Source organism: Pseudomonas sp. Ors-4-3C (assembly GCF_055755035.1).
This window is the reverse complement of record NZ_CM146900.1, coordinates 6,048,604-6,069,578: the sequence shown is the minus strand read 5'-3', so window position 1 is coordinate 6,069,578 and position 20,975 is coordinate 6,048,604. Positions and strand designations below refer to the sequence as shown.

Sequence of the window (20,975 nt, the reverse complement as noted above, 5' to 3'; positions counted from 1 at the left end):
TCCCGCTGGGCTGCGTAGCGGCCCCAAAACGTCACATCACTTTATACCTGACACACCGCGCCGCCTGACTGACGACTGCTTCGCAGCCGAGCGGGAGCAAGCTCCCTCGCCACAAGGGCTCGCCTCCATGCTCGATGGATCAGCTTAGCCCCAACTCTTTCCAGATCCGCAATACCTGCCGGCGCTCCTCGACAAACTGGTCGCCTGCAATCACCCCGGCGTCCTTCTGCAAGGCCTGTCGGTGGGCGGCGGAGCGGTAGGCTTTATAGGCCTCACGCAACAGGCTGGCATCTTCGGCAGGCATCAGCCCTTCGTGTTCCAGCTCTTCCAGAATGCGGATGTTATCGGTCCAGCGCAGCAATGGCGGGTGGCTGTGCGACCACGCCAGGGCCGCGTATTGCACCATAAATTCAATATCGACGATACCTCCGGCGTCCTGCTTGAGGTCGAACGGCGCTGTGGCCTCGAAGGCATTTGCCGCCGTGCCGGCCGCTGTGCTCTTGCTGCCGAGGTTATCGCGCATCTTGGCGCGCATCTCGCTGACTTCCTGCTGCAGCTTCGCCAGATCCCGCGCCTTGCCCAAAACCTGCGCGCGGACTTTCTCGAAGGCCTGACCGACATCCTGACTGCCGACCAGCACCCGCGCCCGCACCAGAGCCTGATGTTCCCAGGTCCAGGCTTCATTTTCCTGATAGCGCTCGAAAGCACCGAGCGAACTGACCAACAGCCCCGACGCGCCGGACGGGCGCAAACGCATGTCCACTTCATACAGCTGACCGGAGTTGGTCTGCGCCGTCAGCAGGTGAATGATCCGCTGCCCCAGCCGGGTGAAGAACTGCGCGCCATCGATTGGCTTCGGCCCATCGGTTTCCGCCTGCGGATCGCCGTCATGGATGAACACCAGATCCAGATCCGAACCATGCCCCAGTTCCAGCCCGCCGACTTTCCCGTAACCGACAATGATGAAGCCGGGATCGCACAGGGTGCCATCAGTGCGCAGCGGCGTGCCGTACTTGGCCACCGTCTGACGCCAGGCCAACGCCAGCACTTGCTCGAGAATCGCCTCGGCCAGCCAGGTCAGGTAATCGCTGACTTTCATCAACGGCAGGCTGCCGGCGATTTCCGACGCGGCGACGCGCAAGCGGTGCGCCAGTTTGAAGTGACGCAGGGCTTCCATCTGCTGTTCGAGGTCGTCTTCGGGAATCCGCGTCAGGCGTTCGCGCAACTCGGCGGCCAACTCCGGCGCCAGGGGCGGCTTGAACAGCCGGCCTTCGTTGAGCAACTCGTCGAGCAGCAGCGGGAAACGGGTGATCTGTTCGGCAATCCACGGACTGGCCGCACACAGCGTGAGCAAACGCCGCAGGGCGCCGGGATTTTCCGTCAGCAACACTAAATAAGCCGAACGTCGGGCGACCGCTTCGACCAGCGGAAGCACCCGCTCCAGCACCAGATCCGGGTTGTCATGCTCCACCGCCTGGGCCAGCAGGCGCGGGATAAACGCATCAAGACGCTCGCGACCCAGCCGCTGCATCGCGCGCAATTGCGGACTGCCACGCAGGCTCGCCAGCGCTTTCAGGGCCTTGGTCGCATCGGCGAAACCGCCCTCTTCGAGCTGCCGGCAAGCGGCCTCTTCATCCTGCGCCTCTTCCCACAGCGGCAACCACTCACCGCCGACCACCACTTCGCAGTCGGCGCCCTCTTCTTCATCGGGATCGGCGATCACCTGCGCAAAGTGCCAGGCCACGCGACCGCGCCAGAACATCAGTTTTTCGTGGAAGGCCTGCCAATCGGCAAAACCGAGCATGAACGCGATACGCGCCTGATCCTGAGCGCCGTCCGGCAACATCTGGGTCTGGCGGTCGGCAATCGCCTGGATCGCGTGCTCGGTGTAGCGCAGGAATTCATAGCCTTCGCGCAGTTCGCCGATCACCGCCGGCGGCAAGTAACCCTGCCCTTCCAGCGTGCTCAGCACCTTTAATAGAGGACGCTGTTGCAGGCTCAAATCGCGCCCGCCGTGGATCAACTGAAAGGCCTGAGCGATGAACTCGACTTCGCGAATCCCGCCGGAGCCGAGCTTGATGTTGTCGGCCATGCCCTTGCGCCGCACTTCCTGCTGGATCAACTGCTTCATGGTGCGCAGCGCTTCGATCGCCGAGAAGTCCAGATAACGCCGGTAAACGAACGGGCGCAGCATGTCGAGCAACTGAGCGCCGGCGGTTTGATCACCGGCCACCACCCGCGCCTTGATCATCGCGTAGCGTTCCCAGTCGCGGCCCTGGTCCTGGTAATACTGCTCCAGCGCATTGAAGCTCAGCACCAGCGCGCCGGACGAACCGTACGGGCGCAGGCGCATGTCGACGCGGAACACGAACCCGTCAACCGTCATCGGGTCGAGGGCCTTGATCAGGCGCTGACCGAGACGGATGAAGAATTCCTGATTATCCAGCGCGCGTTTCACGCCGACGGTTTCGCCGCCCTCGGGGTAGGCGAAGATCAGGTCGATGTCCGACGACAGGTTCAGCTCGACCGCGCCAAGCTTGCCCATGCCGAGGATGACCATCTGCTGCGGCAGACCGCTGCGTCGACCGGTCGGCGTACCGAACTGCTGGCAATGGCGGCTGTACAGCCATTGGTAGGCTTGATCGATGGTGGCGTCGGCCATGTCCGACAGGTCGCGGCAGGTCTGTACCAGATCGGCCTGGCGGTTCAGGTCACGCCAGATGATCCGCACTTGATGGCGGGCACGCTGGCGACGCAGGACGCGACCGAGTTCGTCTTCGCTTTGCGCGGTGTTCACAGCGGCAGCAATCTGCGCACACAATTCCCCCGGTGCGAACGGCCGGTCGAGTTCACCGGACTGCACCAGCGACAGCAACATCAAAGGGTCACGAACGCTCTGTTCAATGACGAAATCGCTGGCGGCACTGACGCGGGCGAATTGCGCCCAGCGTTCCGGCGTCCAGTTGGAGAAGCCATGATCGTCTTCCAGCGCGGCGACGGCCGTACGGAACGACTGCTCGGATCGAGTGACCAACGGCAGGAGAATGGCGGGGAGTTCGGCAAGCATGGGCAGGGTCATGGTCTATCCTTGATCGGCGTGTAAATGGCCGCTTGTAGTGTTTGATGAAAACCCGCTACGCGAAGGACTGTCGAACAAAAGTTAGAAATAGCTGAAATTTCTTCTTCTTTGGCATCCAGCATCAAACTTTCACCTTTTTCGGATGGTAATCGACCAAGCTTAACGATTATTCTCACAACGCAGTCGGAGGCCACAAGCCTTTCCTCTGTAGTTTTACTACTCGTCTATACAGGCGAAAGGCTGAAATGCTCAAAGATTTGTAGTAAAACTACACGCCGCCGGAACAACCTGTCGGCAATCCAAGAATTTTAAATCGTCTGCCCACAAGGCCAGTCGCAAACTCAGGCAACCGATTCTGGAAGCCTTTCCGCCCTGGAGCAAGCCATGCAAGACCTCGATCCCGTCGAAACCCAGGAATGGCTGGACGCCCTGGAATCGGTTCTCGACAAAGAAGGCGAAGACCGTGCTCACTATCTGATGACCCGTATGGGTGAACTGGCGACCCGCAGCGGTTCGCAGCTCCCTTACGCCATCACCACGCCTTACCGCAACACCATCCCGGTAACCCACGAAGCACGCATGCCTGGCGACCTGTTCATGGAACGCCGCATTCGCTCGCTGGTGCGCTGGAACGCGATGGCCATGGTAATGCGTACGAACCTGAAAGATTCTGACCTGGGTGGTCACATCTCCAGCTTCGCTTCCAGCGCGACCCTGTATGACATCGGCTTCAACTACTTCTTCCAGGCCCCGACCGACGAACACGGCGGCGACCTGATCTACTTCCAGGGCCACACCTCGCCAGGCGTTTACGCCCGTGCGTTCATGGAAGGCCGCATCACCGAAGACCAGATGAACAACTTCCGCCAGGAAGTCGACGGTCAGGGCCTGTCGTCCTACCCGCACCCTTGGCTGATGCCTGACTTCTGGCAGTTCCCGACCGTATCCATGGGTCTGGGTCCGATCCAGGCGATCTACCAGGCACGCTTCATGAAGTACCTGGAACACCGCGGTTTCATTCAGCCGGGCAAACAGAAAGTCTGGTGCTTCCTGGGCGACGGCGAGTGCGACGAGCCGGAATCCCTGGGCGCGATCTCCCTGGCCGGCCGCGAGAAGCTGGACAACCTGATCTTCGTCATCAACTGCAACCTGCAGCGCCTCGACGGCCCGGTTCGCGGCAACGGCAAGATCATCCAGGAACTCGAAGGCGTGTTCCGCGGTGCTCAGTGGAACGTGACCAAAGTCATCTGGGGCCGTTTCTGGGACCCACTGCTGGCCAAGGACGTCGACGGCATCCTGCAACGTCGCATGGACGAAGTCATCGACGGCGAGTACCAGAACTACAAAGCCAAAGACGGCGCGTTCGTTCGCGAGCACTTCTTCAACACGCCTGAACTCAAGGCGATGGTTGCCGATCTGTCCGACGACGAGATCTGGAAACTCAACCGTGGCGGCCACGACCCGTACAAGGTCTATGCGGCGTACCACGAAGCGGTCAACCACAAAGAACAACCAACCGTCATCCTGGCCAAGACCATCAAGGGTTATGGCACCGGTGCCGGCGAAGCGAAAAACACTGCGCACAACACCAAGAAAGTCGACGTCGACAGCCTGAAGTTGTTCCGCGACCGCTTCGACATCCCGGTCAAGGACGAAGAGCTGGAGAACCTGCCGTTCTTCAAGCCAGAGCCAAACAGCGCCGAAGCCCGCTACCTGAGCGAGCGCCGTGCTGCACTGGGCGGTTTCGTACCTCAGCGCCGCGCGCAGAGCTTCAGCGTACCGACCCCGGACCTGGACACCCTGAAAGCCATCCTCGATGGTTCGGGCGACCGTGAAATTTCCACCACCATGGCCTTCGTGCGGATCCTCGCGCAACTGGTCAAGGACAAGGAAATCGGCCCGCGCATCGTGCCGATCATCCCGGACGAAGCCCGTACCTTCGGTATGGAAGGCATGTTCCGTCAGCTGGGCATCTACTCCTCCGTCGGCCAGCTCTACGAGCCAGTCGATAAAGACCAGGTGATGTTCTACAAGGAAGACCAGAAAGGTCAGATCCTTGAAGAAGGCATCAACGAAGCGGGCGCCATGAGTTCCTTCATCGCCGCCGGTACTTCGTACTCCAGCCACAACCAGCCGATGCTGCCGTTCTACATCTTCTACTCGATGTTCGGCTTCCAGCGTATCGGTGACCTGGCCTGGGCCGCCGGCGACAGCCGTACCCGTGGCTTCCTGATCGGCGGCACCGCCGGCCGTACCACCCTGAACGGTGAAGGCCTGCAGCACGAAGACGGTCACAGCCACCTGCTGGCCGCGACCATCCCGAACTGCCGCACCTACGATCCAACCTACGGCTACGAGCTGGCGGTGATCATTCAGGACGGCATGAAGAAGATGACCGAAGAGCAACAGGACATCTTCTACTACATCACCGTGATGAACGAGTCGTACCAGCAGCCAGCCATGCCGGCCGGTGCCGAAGAAGGCATCAAGAAAGGCATGTACCTGCTCGAAGAAGACACCCGCGATGCAGCGCATCACGTACAGCTGATGGGCTCCGGCACCATCCTGCGTGAAGTGCGTGAAGCGGCGAAGATTCTGCGTGAAGAGTTCAACATCGGCGCTGACGTATGGAGCGTCACCAGCTTCAACGAACTGCGTCGCGACGGCCTGGCCGTAGAGCGCAGCAACCGTCTGAAGCCTGGCCAGAAGCCTAAGCAGAGCTACGTTGAAGAGTGCCTGAGCGGCCGTAAGGGTCCGGTCATCGCTTCTACCGACTACATGAAGCTGTTCGCCGAGCAGATCCGTCAGTGGGTACCGTCCAAGGAATTCAAAGTCCTGGGCACCGACGGTTTCGGCCGCAGCGACAGCCGCAAGAAACTGCGTCATTTCTTCGAAGTCGACCGTCATTTCGTGGTGTTGGCAGCCCTGGAAGCACTGGCTGACCGTGGTGATATCGAACCTAAAGTCGTGGCTGAGGCCATCGTCAAGTTCGGCATCGACCCGGAAAAACGCAACCCACTGGACTGCTGAGGAGACATTTTGTGAGCGAACTCATTCGCGTACCTGACATCGGCAGCGGTGAAGGTGAAGTAATTGAACTGTTTGTGAAGGTCGGCGACCGTATCGAAGCCGACCAGAGCATCCTGACCCTGGAATCGGACAAGGCCAGCATGGAAGTGCCGGCCCCGAAAGCCGGCGTCATCAAGAGCCTGAAAGTGAAGCTGGGCGACCGTCTGAAGGAAGGCGACGAACTGCTCGAGCTGGAAGTCGAGGGCGCCGCTGCTGCGGCCCCTGCGCCTGCTGCTGCCCCGGCGGCAAAAGCTGAAGCCAAACCGGCTGCCGCCCCTGCTGCTGCCGCGCCAGCCGCTGCGCCTGCTGCCGCTTCGGTGCAGCAAGTGCACGTGCCGGACATCGGTTCGTCGGGCAAGGCCCAGATCATCGAGATCCAGGTCAAGGTCGGCGACAAGGTCGAGGCTGATCAATCGCTGATCACCCTCGAATCCGACAAGGCGAGCATGGAAATCCCGTCGCCTGCCGCAGGCGTGGTCAAGGCCATCAGCGTCAAGCTCAACGACGAAGTCGGCACCGGCGACCTGATCCTCGATCTGGAAGTGGCGGGTGCTGCGGCCCCTGCTGCGGCCGCTCCGGCTCAGGCTGCTGCGCCAGCCGCTGCCGCTGCGCCTGCTCCTGCAGCAGCCCCGGCTGCTCCAGTTGCCGACAGCGTTCAGGACATCCACGTTCCGGACATCGGTTCGGCCGGCAAGGCCAAGATCATCGAAGTGTTGGTCAAGGCTGGCGACAGCGTTGAAGCCGACCAGTCGCTGATCACCCTCGAATCCGACAAGGCAAGCATGGAAATCCCATCGCCTGCCGCCGGCGTGGTGGAAAGCGTTTCGATCAAGCTGGACGACGAAGTCGGCACCGGCGACCTGATCCTCAAGCTGAAAGTCAAAGGCGCAGCGCCTGCTGCTGCCCCGGCTCCAGCTGCCGCTGCTGCAAGTGCTCCGGCACCTGCCGCTGCTGCTCCGGCTGCCGCTGCACCTGCGGCTGCCGCTCCGGCTGCTGCTCCGGCCAAGCCTGGTGCCAAAGTTCACGCCGGCCCGGCCGTGCGTCAACTGGCCCGTGAGTTCGGCGTTGAGCTGAGCGCTGTAGGCGCCAGCGGTCCGCACGGTCGCATCCTCAAGGAAGACGTGCAGGTTTACGTCAAGGCGATGATGCAGAAGGCCAAGGAAGCGCCGGCTGCTGGCGGCGCAACCGGTGGCGCGGGCATCCCGCCGATCCCGGTCGTGGACTTCAGCCGCTTCGGTGAAATCGAAGAAGTGCCGATGACCCGCCTGATGCAGGTCGGCGCTGCCAACCTGCACCGCAGCTGGCTGAACGTGCCGCACGTGACGCAATTCGACTCGGCGGATATCACTGAGCTGGAAGCGTTCCGCGTTGCGCAGAAAGCCGTCGCAGAGAAGGCCGGCGTCAAGCTGACCATCCTGCCGCTGCTGCTCAAGACCTGTGCGCACCTGCTCAAGGAACTGCCGGACTTCAACAGTTCGCTGGCGCCAAGCGGCAAGGCGATCATTCGCAAGAAGTACGTCAACATCGGTTTCGCGGTCGACACTCCAGATGGCCTGCTGGTACCGGTCATCAAGAACGTCGACCAGAAGAGCCTGCTGCAACTGGCTGCAGAAGCTGCTTCGCTGGCTGAAAAAGCCCGCACCAAGAAGCTCTCTTCGGACGAGATGCAAGGCGCCTGCTTCACCATTTCCAGCCTCGGCCACATTGGCGGCACCGGCTTCACGCCGATCGTCAACGCGCCGGAAGTGGCGATCCTCGGTGTTTCCAAGGCAACCATCCAGCCAGTCTGGGACGGCAAAGCCTTCCAGCCGAAACTGATGCTGCCACTGTCGCTGTCCTACGATCACCGTGTGATCAACGGCGCCGCTGCTGCACGCTTCACCCAGCGTCTGGGCAGCCTGTTGGGCGACATCCGCACCATCCTGCTGTAAAGCGTTCGGCCCTCCGGCAACGGAGGGCCGATTGCGTCCCACGTTTTCGAGCGCCACACGCTCGTACCTCAACCCCGTCAGTTTGACGGGGCTTTTTTTGCCCAGAGAAAAGTACAGCGCCTCTTCCTACAAGTTCGGTTTACTTGAACTACGAACGCAGTCCACTTCGCCTCGATATTTTTCGTCGACCGCCAACTAATCTTTGCCTCCCGATCAAATAAGCAACTTCCTGCGTTATTTATCAAAACCAGACTTACTCGAATGGATTCGAATATGTTCAAACCAACTATCGGCCCGATTATCGGCCACACCACAACTAATCATGCCCGCATTTTCATGCGCGCAGACAATCAAGGCAACGCACCGGTATTTGCCGCCATTCGCCATCGGACTGCAGGAACACAACAGTGGTCAGCAGGCACTTTCGCCGAACCCAGCGCACTGCGCGACATGACCGAAGTGTTCACCCTCAATAACTTGAGCAGCGACACCGAATATGAATACCAGACCGGCTGGTTCAGCCCGATGAATCCGGTACATACCGTGGACAGTGTCGCCGAGCTGCCGCTGCAGTGGCCCCGGGAAATCTATCGCCTGCGCACCCGCTCCAGCAAAGCCCTGCAGCCAAGGGCCTATATCGTCGGCTCCTGCCGTTACTTGCGCATGACCGCCGGCATCCCGTCGCTGCCGCACCTGGGTGACCGGATCTTTGCTTCCATCAACCAGTTGATCGAAGGCGCGCAACCACCGATCAGTGCCACGTTAATGACGGGCGATCAGATTTATGTCGATGACCTCAATCTGTTCGCACCCGATCGTGAATATAAGGAAATCCTCAGCAAGTACCGTGCGGCATTCTCTCAACCCAACATTCAGCGTTTGATGTCCGGCACATCGACTTACATGATCCTGGATGATCACGAAATCGAAGACAACTGGCCGGCGAACGCCAGCAAGTCAGATCAAGTGTTATATCGCAATGCCATGGCCGCCTATGAAATCTATCAAGCCAGCCACGGCCCTGCGCATGAACTTACAACTAACAAAGAGGTGAACCGCGTAAAGCTCGAGCACTACTGGTATCAATTCAGTGACGGTGACATCGAATGGTTCGTGACCGACAGCCGCACTCGACGCAACTTGTCAGCCGATGATCGCCGCATACTGGATGAGGCGCAGGAACAGGCGCTGCTCAAGTGGCTGATCAACAGCCCGGCGCGAGTGAAATTCGTGGTGACCAGCGTAATGTTCTACCCGGATCGCAAACTGCATGGTGACGATGCCTGGAAAGCCTTCCCGGAGCAGCGCTTGCGGCTGCTGGAAACCATCCGCACCCGACGCATCAAGAATGTCGTGTTTGTCTCGGGCGACGTGCATGGCTCGCTGACCTCGCGCCTGACCCACAGCGAAGACCCGGACTTCGAAGTGCACACCATCGTTTCCTCGCCGTTTTGCAACAGCAAGCTGTTGCCCTATGCCAAGGCGTCGACGTTCATCCTCGATCAACCGCTGGCGCGCACGGCGGCAGGCGATTATCAACATGAATTGACCAGCACAGTGGTCAGCGAAGACAACTTCGCCCATGTGGTGGTTGAGGCCGGAAAAATTCAGGTCAATTACCATGATCGCGACGGCAAACGCCTGCAATCGATCGAAATCAACCTGCGCTGAAGCCCTGAACAAAATGCCGTTTCCGCGCGCGAAGCGCTCTGGAACGGCACTCGCGGCGCACATCCGTATTACTTTTTGCCGCGCGCTGGAGAAATGCCCTGCGCGGCCGACATATTCTTATAGCACTTGGCCTTCATCTCTCTTGTCAGTCGGTGCCGCAATGATGCAACCTTGCCGCAGGCAACAGTAAAGAGGGCGCGAGCCCGGCGCGTTCAGCATATTTCCAAGCGAGTTCCTTCATGAAGAGCCAACCCGATGCCGCCAGCCGTATGGCGGTCGAGGTAGTGACGCAGCTGCCTGTGCCCTCGCGGCTCGGCATGCTGCGTTTCGAGCGCTTGAATGAAGCGAGCTGGGCGATGCTGTTTCTCGACCCCAACTGCGAACGCCAGTTCGGCCAGCCGGCCGTCGAATTGTGTGCGTTGGTCGGCTCGCCTTACGCCAGCCTGATGGAACCCGAAGCGCGCTATCAGCTGCACGACACCATTCAGCAACAACTGCGCGACAGCCCGCATTATCTGGTGCGCTACACCCTGCACACCGCCGCTGGTGCGCTGAGCATCCTTGAGCTGGGCGAGGCCTATAAGCAGCACAATCGGCACTTGCTGCGCGGTTATCTGCTGGCGGTCGATGATGTGTTCGACGGCGCGCCAGCGGTGCCCTGCGTCGACCTCGAAACCCAGAATTCGCGCCTGCAGATCGCTTTGGAACTGAACCAGCGCGCCCAGCAGGAACAACTGCAGCACCTGGAGCGGGTACGCGCCCAGCAGGATCTGATTCTGCTGCTGGCTCGCCAGCGCTACAGCAGCCACAACTCGCTGCAGGAAGCCGCCGAGCTGATCACCCGCAGCGCCTGCGATATCTATGAGATCGACTGTGCCAGCCTGTGGAATCTCGAAGGCAGCCTGCTGGTGCCGATTTCGGCGTATCACCGCGCGACGCAGGAATACATCCTGCCGGAGGTGATCGACATCAGCGGTTTCCCCGATTACATGGAAGCCCTGCACGGCAGCCGCGCCATCGACGCGCACAATGCGATGCGCGACCCGCGCACCCGCGAGATGGCCGAAGCCCTGCGCCCGCGTGACGTTAACGCGATGCTCGACGCCAGCATCCGGGTCGATGGCCAAGTGGTCGGCGTGCTGTGTCTGGAGCAGACCGGCGTCACCCGCGCCTGGCAGTCCGATGAAATTGCCTTTGCCGGTGAACTGGCCGACCAGTTCGCCCAGGTCATCAACAACCATAACCGGCGTACCGCCACCAGCGCGCTGCACCTGTTCCAGCGCGCAGTCGAACAAAGTGCCAACGCCTTTCTGCTGGTCAATTGCGACGGCGTGGTCGAGTACGTCAACCCGAGCTTCACCGCGATCACCCAGTACTCCACCGAAGAAGTTCACGGCCAGCGCCTGTCGGAGCTGCCGGCCCTGGAAAACCTCAGTGAACTGCTGTTCGACGCGCCGTCGGCGCTGGCCAAGAGCAACAGCTGGCAGGGCGAATTCAAGAGCCGGCGCAAGAACCTCGAACCGTACTGGGGCCAGTTGTCGATCTCCAAGGTGTATGGCGACAACCGCGAACTGACGCACTACATCGGCATCTACGAAGACATCACCCAGACCAAACTGGCGCAGCAGCGCATCGAGCGTCTGGCGTACACCGACAACCTGACCAACCTCGGCAACCGCCCGGCGTTTATCCGCAATCTGGATGAACGCTTCGCCCGCGATAGCGATACCCCGATCAGCCTGCTGCTGGTGGACATCGACAACTTCAAGCGGATCAACGACAGCCTCGGTCACCAGACCGGCGACAAGTTGCTGATCAGCCTCGCCCGCCGCTTGCGCAACAGCCTGAGCCCGAGCGGCAGCCTCGCGCGGTTCGCCAGTAACGAATTTGCGGTGCTGCTCGATGACACCGACCTCGCCACCGGCCAGCAGATCGCCAACCAGTTGCTGGCGACCCTCGACAAGCCGATGTTCGTCGACAACCAGTTGATCAGCGTCACCGGCTCGGTGGGCCTGGCCTGCGCGCCGCTGCATGGCCGCGATCCGCAAACCCTGATGCGCAACGCCGGCCTCGCCCTGCACAAGGCCAAGGCCAATGGCAAACACCAGGTTCAGGTGTTCACCGAAGCGCTGAACGCCGAAGCCAGTTACAAACTGTTCGTCGAGAACAACTTGCGCCGCGCCCTGACCCAAAACGAGCTGGACGTGTTCTACCAGCCCAAACTGTGCCTGCGCAGCGGTCGCCTGCTGGGCATGGAAGCGCTGCTGCGCTGGAATCACCCGGAACGCGGCATGATTCGCCCGGACCAGTTCATCAGCGTCGCCGAAGAAACCGGCCTGATCATCCCGATCGGCAAGTGGATCGCCCGCCAGGCCTGCCGCATGAGCAAGGCCCTGACCGCCGCCGGCCTGGGCAATCTGCAAGTGGCGATCAACCTGTCACCGAAGCAGTTCTCCGATCCGGATCTGGTCGCGTCCATCGCCAACATCCTCAAGGAAGAAGCGCTGCCGGCCAATCTGCTCGAACTGGAGCTGACCGAAGGCCTGTTGCTGGAAGCCACCGAAGACACTCACTTGCAGCTCGATCAGCTCAAGCGTCTGGGCCTGACCCTGGCCATGGACGACTTCGGCACCGGTTACTCGTCGCTCAGCTACCTGAAGAAATTCCCGATCGACATCATCAAGATCGATCGCAGCTTCATCCACGAAATCCCCGACAACCAGGACGACATGGAAATCACCTCCGCGGTGATCGCCATGGCCCACAACCTGAAGCTCAAAGTCGTGGCCGAAGGCATCGAGACCGCCGAACAACTGGCGTTCCTGCGTCGCCACCGCTGCGACGTCGGCCAGGGCTACCTGTTCGACCGGCCGATCCCCGGCGCGGAACTGATCCAGGCGCTCAAGCGCTACCCGCGCGGCCCACTCTGCCTCTAGCCCCCACCGATGTCCCTGTCGATGAACTCCCCTTGTGGGAGCGGGCTTGCTCGCGAATGCGGTTTGTCAGGCAATGTTGATGTCGACTGACACACCGCATTCGCGAGCAAGCCCGCTCCCACATTTGAATAGTGCGAAATCCGGCATCATTCGGCACACTGACGGTCTGACTTTTTACATCCCATCCTGACTGAGAGGAACGATCATGGTTCTGCGCTCGGAAATTCTGGTGAACAAAAACGTGCTACCGACCAAAGAACAAGCGCTGCCCGGCCGCGAAACCGCGATGACCCTGCCTGAAAAGCATTTCGTCTTCGAAGAAACTCCCTTGCTCGGTCCATTCTTTCAGGACGTCGACTTTGCGATCTTCGGTCTGGGTTGCTTCTGGGGGGCGGAACGCCGTTTCTGGCAGCGCGAAGGCGTGGTCAGCACCGTGGTTGGCTACGCCGGCGGCTACACGCCGAACCCGACCTACGAAGAAGTCTGCTCGGGCCTGACCGGCCACGCCGAAGTGGTGCTGGTGGTGTATGACAAGGCCAAAGTCAGCTACGAAGAGCTGCTGGCGATGTTCTGGGAACTGCATAACCCGACGCAGGGCATGCGTCAGGGCAACGACATCGGCACCCAATACCGCTCGGTGATCTACGCCACTTCGCCTGAGCAACTGGATGCGGCGCTGAAGAGCAAAGCGGTGTATCAGGCTGAACTGTCGAAGGCTGGCCTGGGCGAAATCAGCACCGAGATCGAGCAGGCGCCGACCGTGTACTTCGCTGAGGCGTATCACCAGCAGTATCTGGCGAAGAACCCTGAAGGCTACTGCGGGATTGGCGGCACCGGCGTGTGCATGCCACCGAGCCTGGCGGGTAACTAAACCCTTAAAGCAAAAGATCGCAGCCTTCGGCAGCTCCTACAGGTCCGTGATTGTCCGCACATAAGTGGACGACACTGAATCCTGTAGGAGCTGCCGAAGGCTGCGATCTTTTGCTCTTGCCGTTGATCAGCTCTCGGCGATCAACCAATCCATCTGCCACCCGCCCTGGGTCTGCCCAAGCTTCTTCGACAACCACGGCAACAGCTCACGCAATTCTTCCTCCAGCCCCCACGGCGGATTGGCAATCGCCATCCCCGAGCCGTTGAGGCTGTTCGGCGTATCCAGCGGGTGCACCAGCAGTTCCACGCGCAGCAACTTCGGCGCGCCGGTACCGGCCAGATCCTGATAAAAACGGCGCAACGCACGCTGATCCTTCACCGGATACCAGATCGCCGCCACGGTTTGGCGCATCCGGCCAATCGCTTCTTTCAGCGACGCCGCACACTTTTGCATCTCGTCGAGCTGCTCGAACGGCGGATCAATCAACATCACCGCACGCTTCTCCTGCACCGGCAACATCGCCCGCGCCACATGCCAGCCCTCGCCCAGATGCACCTTGACCCGACGGTCGCCGGCCATGTTCTCTTTGAGCTGCACGCCATCTTCCGGGTGTTTCTCGTTGAGCATCACCCGATCCTGCGGCCGGGTCAGACGCCGCGCCAGCTCCGGCGAACCCGGGTAGTAGCGCAACTGGCCATCCGGGTTCATCTCGTGCAGCACCTTCATGTAGTCGGCGGTCAGCGCCGGCAGATCCGGCTGATCCCACAAACGCGCGATGCCTTCCAGGTACTCGCCGGTACGGTTGGCCTGATCACCCTGCAGGTCATACAGACCGATGCCGGCGTGCGTATCGAGATAGGCAAACGGCTGCTCCTTGCGCGACATCAGCGCGATGAGGCGGGTCAAGGTCAGGTGTTTGAACACATCGGCGTGATTGCCGGCATGGAAGGCGTGACGATAATTCATGGCTGCTCCTGCGAGGGCCGTGAAGTTTACCTTTTACCGGGCGGCAAGTCAGGGGTTGGCGGCCGAGCGGACAAAAGCCGGCCCTCACCCTAACCCTCTCCCGGAGGGAGAGGGGACTGACGGTGGTGATCTTGCGAGTTACATCGACCTGAATGATCAGCGTGATCTCAGGCTTGGCCAACTGACGTTCACCACCGAAGGCGCAGGTCGGCGTACATCACTCAGACAACTCGGTCAGTCCCCTCTCCCTCTGGGAGAGGGCTAGGGTGAGGGGCTTTGCTTTTATGGCGTTAAACTGGCGAACCATGAACGACAGGAAGTCAAAAACTCATGCAATATCTGATCATCTGCTTATTCAGCCTGCTTAGCCCATACCTCGCCCTTGCCGACGAAACTCACATTGAACAGGCACGCCAGTCACTAAAAAACTACGGACTGAGCCACTGCATTCTGAAGCCATTCAACGAACGCTCCGCGCTGGAAAAAGACATCGCACTGTCCGCCAATGCCTATTCGTTCATGGGCAAAGGCATGCATACCATTTTGCAAAATGAAGACACGCTCCAGGTGCTGCACGATCCCTACAAAGAAACCCGAAACTACGTGTTGGCGGCTTACGAGCAGAAACCTTCAAACAGTAAATACTCGAATGAAAAAGTAGTGTTTTTTGGGTGCATGAAGGTCTACAACTCCGAGGCATTCGACCGCTTTATCAAAACTCAGGATGCGTATATCGCTGATTGAGCCAAAGTCCAAAGATCGCAGCCTTCGGCAGCTCCTACACAGGATTGGCGTCCCCCCCCTGTAGGAGCTGCCGAAGGCTGCGATCTTTTGCTCTTTTTTCAGGCCGGCATCGCGCTCAAGCGTTTGCCGATGACATCCAGCACATCGCAACCGTCACGCAGTGGAATGGCGCAGAGCATGGCGAAGTCGCTGAGGATGATCGAGTCGCATTCGACCGAGCCGCGCATGCACATGTTTTCCAGCACTTGAATCACGGCGCGGATGCGGTGGTTGGCCGCGTCCATTAGGATGTCGAGGGGGACTTGGGTATCGACGAACAGGGTGGGCATGTCGCTGCAGTTGCCGGTCAGGGCCATGAAGCGGTTGTCGGGATGGGGGATGATTTTTTCGTAGGGTGGGTCGGGTTTAAGCATCGTCATATTTTCTACCATGGATGTGAAAATGAACTGCCTCGCTCCTTCCTACGGGATCGGGTGGCAGCTGTGCGCGGGAGTAGGAACCGACCCATGGAATTCGGCCACGCCAAAGCGTGCCCCGCACACAGCCGCCGCTAAAGATATTGCTGGCACAAGTTACATGTCGCAATTAAATCAACAGCGCTGATGCACCATAGGTAACGGGTTCCTACACCCTGTCACCACTCTCGCGGTGACAACGAAAAGACTATCCCTGCTACCCAACGCCCACCAGTTCATGAAATCCGCCGCAACTCGCGGGAAATTTCCGAAGCCTTCGCCCAGAAATTTCACTCTGCTTCGTCTTGCAAATACGCCAATAACGCCGATTGCGACGATTCTTCCGACGCTGAAACCTGAAAAAACTGCCGAACCTTGCAGCGCAACACAGCCTCGGGAAACGCCTCATGCAGCGCCGGATGCTCCTCGCTCAGCCACTGCAGCGCATTGCCGATCCGTACTGCATTCCCTGCTAAAGCCAGCACTGACTCAGGCACTTTCCACCAGGGAAACACCCGCCCTGAAACCTGCGCCCTGCCCCCGATATCCACGGCCTGTCCATTGATCAAGCCGCGCGAGATCACTGGCATCAACTGCGCCGATTGCACTTCATCGGACTGCAGGATCGGCAACAAAAACCGCCCATCCCAGAAGCGAAAAAACACCGCTTTGCCGTCCGGCATCAGCACCTGAGTCAGGCTGCAAAAATGCTCGACCAGCACTTCCAGGCTCGCGGAAGACACCGCCAGCCAACCCCAATCGCGAGATTCGGTAGAGGCCACCCAATCGAGAAACTCACTGTCCGCCGCGACAATTCCCACGAAGGGCATCACCGCGTCCCACTCGGCGTAGATCGTGTCAGCCCAGATCGGGCTCGGTGCAACCAACGGAGGCCTGGCGTCGCTGGCATTACTCAAGACCGCGAACAGTTGTTCCGAAGATTTCAGCGGTTCACGCGCCAGCCACTCTGAAGGCGTGAGGCACTCAGGCAGCACAGGCACCGTCCTTGCAGCGCTCGCACTCTTCGCAGAATGGTGCATCACCTTTAAAGCTCATGATTTGCGCAGCAGTGAGCATGGCCGCTGGTGCGGCTGCGAGTTTTGCCGGCAATCCCGGCACTCCCGGCGCTGCACTCATCGCCGCCATTGGCGCCCCACCCACAACAATTGGCACGCTACTGAAAATCCCGCCGGGGCCGATGCTGATCCACTGCCCGCCGGCCTGAATCGTCGCGCTCGCGCCGCCGTCGATCACCACTTGCTGGCCGGCACTGAGGTGGACTTGTCCGCTGGCACTGGTGGCCTGATTGCTCACGCGAATATGCCGATCACCGACCACCGTCAGGTGATCATCCTGTTTCACTTCGGTCTGGCGCTGACCGTGGGTAATGCGCTGCTCGTCAGCCTTGAGTTCATGGCTGGCAAGTCCGGTGACGACGATGCTGCGCTGGTTGTCGACCTGAACCTGTTGGTCGTGCAGTACATGCTGAGTCCAGTTGCGCTGGGCGCGCAGGTAGATTTCTTCGGCGCCCTTTTTGTCCTCGATGCGCAGCTCGTTGTAACCGCCGCCACCGGGGCTGCTCTGGCTGCGGAAGATGCTGCGGGTCTGGTCGGCGGGCAAGTCCAGCGGCAGCGGAGTTGCCGCGTTTGGCAGGCAACCCATCACCAACGGTTTGTCGGCATCAGCGTCGATGAAACCGACCAGCACTTCCATGCCGACCCTTGGGATCAGCACGCTGCCGTAATGGTCATGCGCCCAACCCGTGGCGACGCGCAGCCAGCAACTGGAATGTTCGTTGAGCTCGCCATCACGATCCCAGGCCAGTTGCACCTTGACCCGGCCGTACTCGTCGCAGTGGATTTCCGTGTCTTGCGGCCCGGTGACCACGGCCGGTTGATAGCCGTGCATGCGCGGCTTTTCCGGCCCCAACGCCGGGCGAAAGAACACCTCCCACGGCGTGGCAAGAAAGGTATTACGGTAACCCTGGAATGTTTCCCCATCGCTGGTCACCGATTCCTCCAGCACTTGCGGCTGTCGGCCATGGTGCTCGATGGCGGTGAGCAGCCACAGGTCATTCCAGTCCTGGCGCGGATGCTCGCTCAGTTGCAGGAAATGTCCGCAAACCAGTGCGGATACGTCGCTGATGCCCTCAGCCTGACGGTAGTCGGCGACATGCCTTTCCAGCGTACGTTGCGCCAGTTGCCTGCCGGTTTCTCGATCGTTGAATTGGCCGGGAAAGTGATAGTCCTCGAGCACCGGGCGCTGCTCACTGTCGCTGCGGCTTTGCAGTTGCAGTCGCGGCTTTTCGAAGTTGTAGTCGCGCCGGGTGACCACGCTGGTGCGGGTTTCCACCCTAACATTGAAGCGCTGGATGGCCGGCGCGCCGGCGGACATGCCGCTTCCCGGCAGGTACAGCGTCGGCTCGGCCAGGCGCGGGAACACCGTTTGATCGTCGCCGAACACCAGCACATGTCCATCCGGGCTGTGCTGAAAGTGGTAATGAATACCGACCTCGGCACACAGCCGCTGAATGAACGCCAGATCGCTCTCGGCGTACTGCACACAATATTCACGCACCGGGTAATCGCTGCCGAGGCGGAACTCGAAGGCATCGCGCAGGATTGCGTGATCCTTGAGGATCTGCGCGACGATCTGCGGAACCGTCTGATGCTGAAAAATCCGCTGGTTGATGCGGTGACCGAGGTAGGTCAGACGCGGCACCAGGCTCAGGTGATAGCGCGTCAGACGTTTCCCGGAATCGCCCTGCCCGACCCGATAAATCTGACCGTGAATGCCACTGCCATCGGCATCGAAGCCAAGAAACGCCTGACAGTGCAGCAGACTTTCGAGATCCAGATCGGGGCGCTCACTGACCAGCTCCAGCTCGAAACGAAAGGGTTGGCTGATGGCTTCCTTGCCCGTGAACTCAAGGACTTTGAGGTCATGCTGGGCGCCTTCGAGGGTCAACGTAAAACGCGGTTGATTGGCAGGCGCGAACATCCGATGTCTCTCTGCAGAATGAGGGCGGGCGATTCTGCATGAGGGGCAAGGGGTGTTGGTTGGGTGACGGGAAAATCAGATTTGCCCTACTTTTTCTGGCGAAAAAGCCTTCGCAAATCGGTGTATCCGACTACAGACAACCCTCTCAAAATCACCACCGAACAACTGTGGGAGCGGGCTTGCTCGCGAAAGGGCCGTGTCAGTCGACATTGATTTCATTCGACACACCGCATTCGCGAGCAAGCCCGCTCCCACAGGGGATCTATGCTGAGTCAGGATTGCAGGCAAAAAAAAACGGCCCGCCTCCTTGTAGGAAGCGGGCCGTTTTCCTGTGAGCCGCAGCTCAGTGCATCACTTGTTCAGGTGGAAATCCTTTTCCGCGGCCTGGAAGCGCTGCACCATGCCAGCGGTCGGCGCGCCGAGCTTGCTGACGATGTAGATCGCCAGACTGGCGAAGATGAAGCCCGGGATGATTTCGTACAGCCCCATCACCTCGAAATGCTTCCACACCACCACGGTGATGGCGCCGACCAGAATGCCGGCCAGCGCGCCGTTGCGGGTCATGTCTTTCCAGATCACCGAGATCAGCACCACTGGACCGAACGCGGCACCGAAACCGGCCCAGGCGTAGGACACCAGGCCCAGCACGCGGTTTTCCGGGTTGGCGGCCATGGCGATAGCAATCAGCGCCACCAGCAACACCATCGCGCGGCCGACCCAGACCAGTTCAACCTGGGAAGCGGATTTGCGCAGGAAGGTTTTGTAGAAGTCTTCGGTGAGGGCGCTCGAGCACACCAGCAGCTGGCAGCTCAAGGTGCTCATCACAGCCGCAAGAATCGCCGACAGCAAAACACCGGCAACCCACGGGTTGAAGAGGATTTTCGCCAGTTCGATGAACACCCGCTCGTGGTTCTCGGTCACGGGACCGGCCACTTCCGGGTGCGCCGAGAAGTAGGCGATGCCGAAGAAGCCCACGGCGACGGTGCCGCCCAGGCACAGGATCATCCAGGTCATGGAGATGCGACGGGCGTTGGCAATCGACTTCACCGAGTCAGCCGCCATGAAACGCGCAAGGATGTGCGGCTGACCGAAGTAACCCAGACCCCAGCCCATCAGCGAGATGATGCCGATGAAGGTGGTGCCCTTGAGCATGTCGAAGTTGCTTGGATCCTGGGCTTCGATGGCCAGGAACGTGGTATCGACGCCGCCGGTGGCCAGCAGCACGATGATCGGCGTCAGCAGCAGCGCGAAAATCATCAACGTGGCTTGTACGGTATCGGTCCAGCTCACCGCGAGGAAACCGCCGACGAAGGTGTAGGCAATCGTCGCCGCAGCACCGGCCCACAGCGCCGTCTCGTAGGACATGCCGAAGGTGCTTTCGAACAGACGGGCGCCGGCCACGATGCCGGATGCGCAGTAAATGGTGAAGAACACCAGAATCACGATCGCCGAGATGATGCGCAGCAGACCGCTTTTGTCTTCGAAACGGCTGGAGAAGTAGTCCGGCAGGGTCAGGGCATCGCCGTTGTGCTCGGTCTGCACGCGCAGACGGCCGGCGACAAACAGCCAGTTCAGGTAGGCGCCGACGATCAGGCCGATGGCGATCCAGCTTTCCGACAGACCGGACATGTAGATGGCACCCGGCAGGCCCATCAGCAACCAGCCGCTCATGTCGGAAGCACCGGCGGACAGAGCCGTCACGACGCTGCCCAGGCTGCGGCCGCCAAGAATGTAGTCAGAGAGGTTGTTGGTGGAGCGATAGGCCATGAAGCCGATCAGCACCATTGCTGCGATGTAGATCACGAAGGTGATCAGTGTTGGATTGCTTACGCTCATTAAGTTACGCCCTGGCTTTGTTTTTATGTTGCAGCGGTGATTGATCGTCCACAAACGACGACGTTTGGCAGACGAAACGGGATCCCGCGCATTTAGGACTGATGTTTCCCCAGGAAAGCCACCAGCCGATGCACCGGGTATTCCCGGTTGCACCTTGGGCGCGAATGCTATGCAACAAAGCAAAAAAGGTGCAACCAGTTTCTTGAGAATTAGTTGCACCTAGTGAGATTTGGCGGCGAAACCGGAGTTTTTGCTTACTTTTAGCGCAGTCATGACGCTTGGCTAGAAGCAAAAGCACCATGCCAGAGCAGCATTTTCATAGCGGAAATAAATTCCTGATGAGCTGCCGATTATTCCGACAAAAAAGGGTTGCACCGGGTTGCACCTCCTCCGGCGCACGGCTAATCTTGCCGCCAG

At 60.0% G+C, this 20,975-nt stretch carries 13 protein-coding genes; 6 read left to right on the top strand and 7 right to left on the bottom strand.

Translation table 11 applies throughout. The features are described from left to right. Window positions 1-139: 139 nt before the first annotated feature. Entirely contained in the window at window positions 140-3,079 is a 2,940-nt protein-coding gene (gene glnE, locus ACVHNU_RS27435) for a bifunctional [glutamate--ammonia ligase]-adenylyl-L-tyrosine phosphorylase/[glutamate--ammonia-ligase] adenylyltransferase (RefSeq protein ID WP_473018662.1), read from the bottom strand. Continuing rightward, window positions 3,076-3,201: a hypothetical protein gene (locus tag ACVHNU_RS27430; protein ID WP_256198919.1), complete on the bottom strand. Its 126-nt coding sequence runs from the start codon at window positions 3,199-3,201 to the stop codon at window positions 3,076-3,078. The genes glnE and ACVHNU_RS27430 overlap by 4 nt, the downstream gene beginning before the upstream one ends. 262 nt (window positions 3,202-3,463) lie before the next feature. On the opposite strand from ACVHNU_RS27430, the gene aceE reads away from it, so the two are divergent. The 5 genes from aceE (at window position 3,464) to msrA (ending at window position 13,557) form a co-directional block, all read left to right on the top strand. Continuing rightward, a complete protein-coding gene (gene aceE, locus ACVHNU_RS27425) occupies window positions 3,464-6,109 on the top strand; it encodes a pyruvate dehydrogenase (acetyl-transferring), homodimeric type (RefSeq protein WP_003220999.1) in 2,646 nt (881 codons plus the stop codon). Between the two features lie 11 nt (window positions 6,110-6,120). Further along, window positions 6,121-8,079 (top strand): dihydrolipoyllysine-residue acetyltransferase, encoded by a 1,959-nt coding sequence (gene aceF / locus ACVHNU_RS27420; protein WP_473018661.1) that lies wholly within the window; start codon window positions 6,121-6,123, stop codon window positions 8,077-8,079. Window positions 8,080-8,352: 273 nt separating this feature from the next. Beyond that, a complete protein-coding gene (locus ACVHNU_RS27415) occupies window positions 8,353-9,750 on the top strand; it encodes an alkaline phosphatase D family protein (protein ID WP_473018660.1) in 1,398 nt (465 codons plus the stop codon). 239 nt (window positions 9,751-9,989) lie between these two features. Continuing rightward, window positions 9,990-12,686 (top strand): putative bifunctional diguanylate cyclase/phosphodiesterase, encoded by a 2,697-nt coding sequence (locus ACVHNU_RS27410; protein ID WP_473018659.1) that lies wholly within the window; start codon window positions 9,990-9,992, stop codon window positions 12,684-12,686. Between the two features lie 205 nt (window positions 12,687-12,891). Further along, window positions 12,892-13,557 (top strand): peptide-methionine (S)-S-oxide reductase MsrA, encoded by a 666-nt coding sequence (msrA, locus tag ACVHNU_RS27405; RefSeq protein WP_003220990.1) that lies wholly within the window; start codon window positions 12,892-12,894, stop codon window positions 13,555-13,557. A 126-nt stretch (window positions 13,558-13,683) separates the two neighbouring features. Here msrA and ACVHNU_RS27400 read toward each other — a convergent pair whose 3' ends face one another. Next, window positions 13,684-14,523 (bottom strand): 23S rRNA (adenine(2030)-N(6))-methyltransferase RlmJ, encoded by an 840-nt coding sequence (locus ACVHNU_RS27400; RefSeq protein WP_003220988.1) that lies wholly within the window; start codon window positions 14,521-14,523, stop codon window positions 13,684-13,686. Window positions 14,524-14,853: 330 nt separating this feature from the next. On the opposite strand from ACVHNU_RS27400, the gene ACVHNU_RS27395 reads away from it, so the two are divergent. Continuing rightward, a complete protein-coding gene (locus ACVHNU_RS27395; protein ID WP_003220987.1) occupies window positions 14,854-15,267 on the top strand; it encodes a hypothetical protein in 414 nt (137 codons plus the stop codon). A 98-nt stretch (window positions 15,268-15,365) separates the two neighbouring features. On the opposite strand, the gene ACVHNU_RS27390 is transcribed toward ACVHNU_RS27395, so the two are convergent. The 4 genes from ACVHNU_RS27390 to putP form a co-directional block, all read right to left on the bottom strand. Then, entirely contained in the window at window positions 15,366-15,686 is a 321-nt protein-coding gene (locus ACVHNU_RS27390; RefSeq protein ID WP_262141294.1) for a hypothetical protein, read from the bottom strand. Window positions 15,687-16,012: 326 nt separating this feature from the next. Then, window positions 16,013-16,717: a DUF4123 domain-containing protein gene (locus tag ACVHNU_RS27385; protein WP_473018658.1), complete on the bottom strand. Its 705-nt coding sequence runs from the start codon at window positions 16,715-16,717 to the stop codon at window positions 16,013-16,015. Further along, window positions 16,707-18,722, bottom strand: a complete 2,016-nt coding sequence (locus tag ACVHNU_RS27380) for a type VI secretion system Vgr family protein (RefSeq protein WP_473018657.1) — start codon at window positions 18,720-18,722, stop codon at window positions 16,707-16,709. Before ACVHNU_RS27380 ends, ACVHNU_RS27385 begins: the two co-directional genes overlap by 11 nt. Before the next feature lie 351 nt (window positions 18,723-19,073). Next, entirely contained in the window at window positions 19,074-20,558 is a 1,485-nt protein-coding gene (gene putP, locus ACVHNU_RS27375; protein ID WP_003220979.1) for a sodium/proline symporter PutP, read from the bottom strand. Window positions 20,559-20,975: the final 417 nt, after the last annotated feature.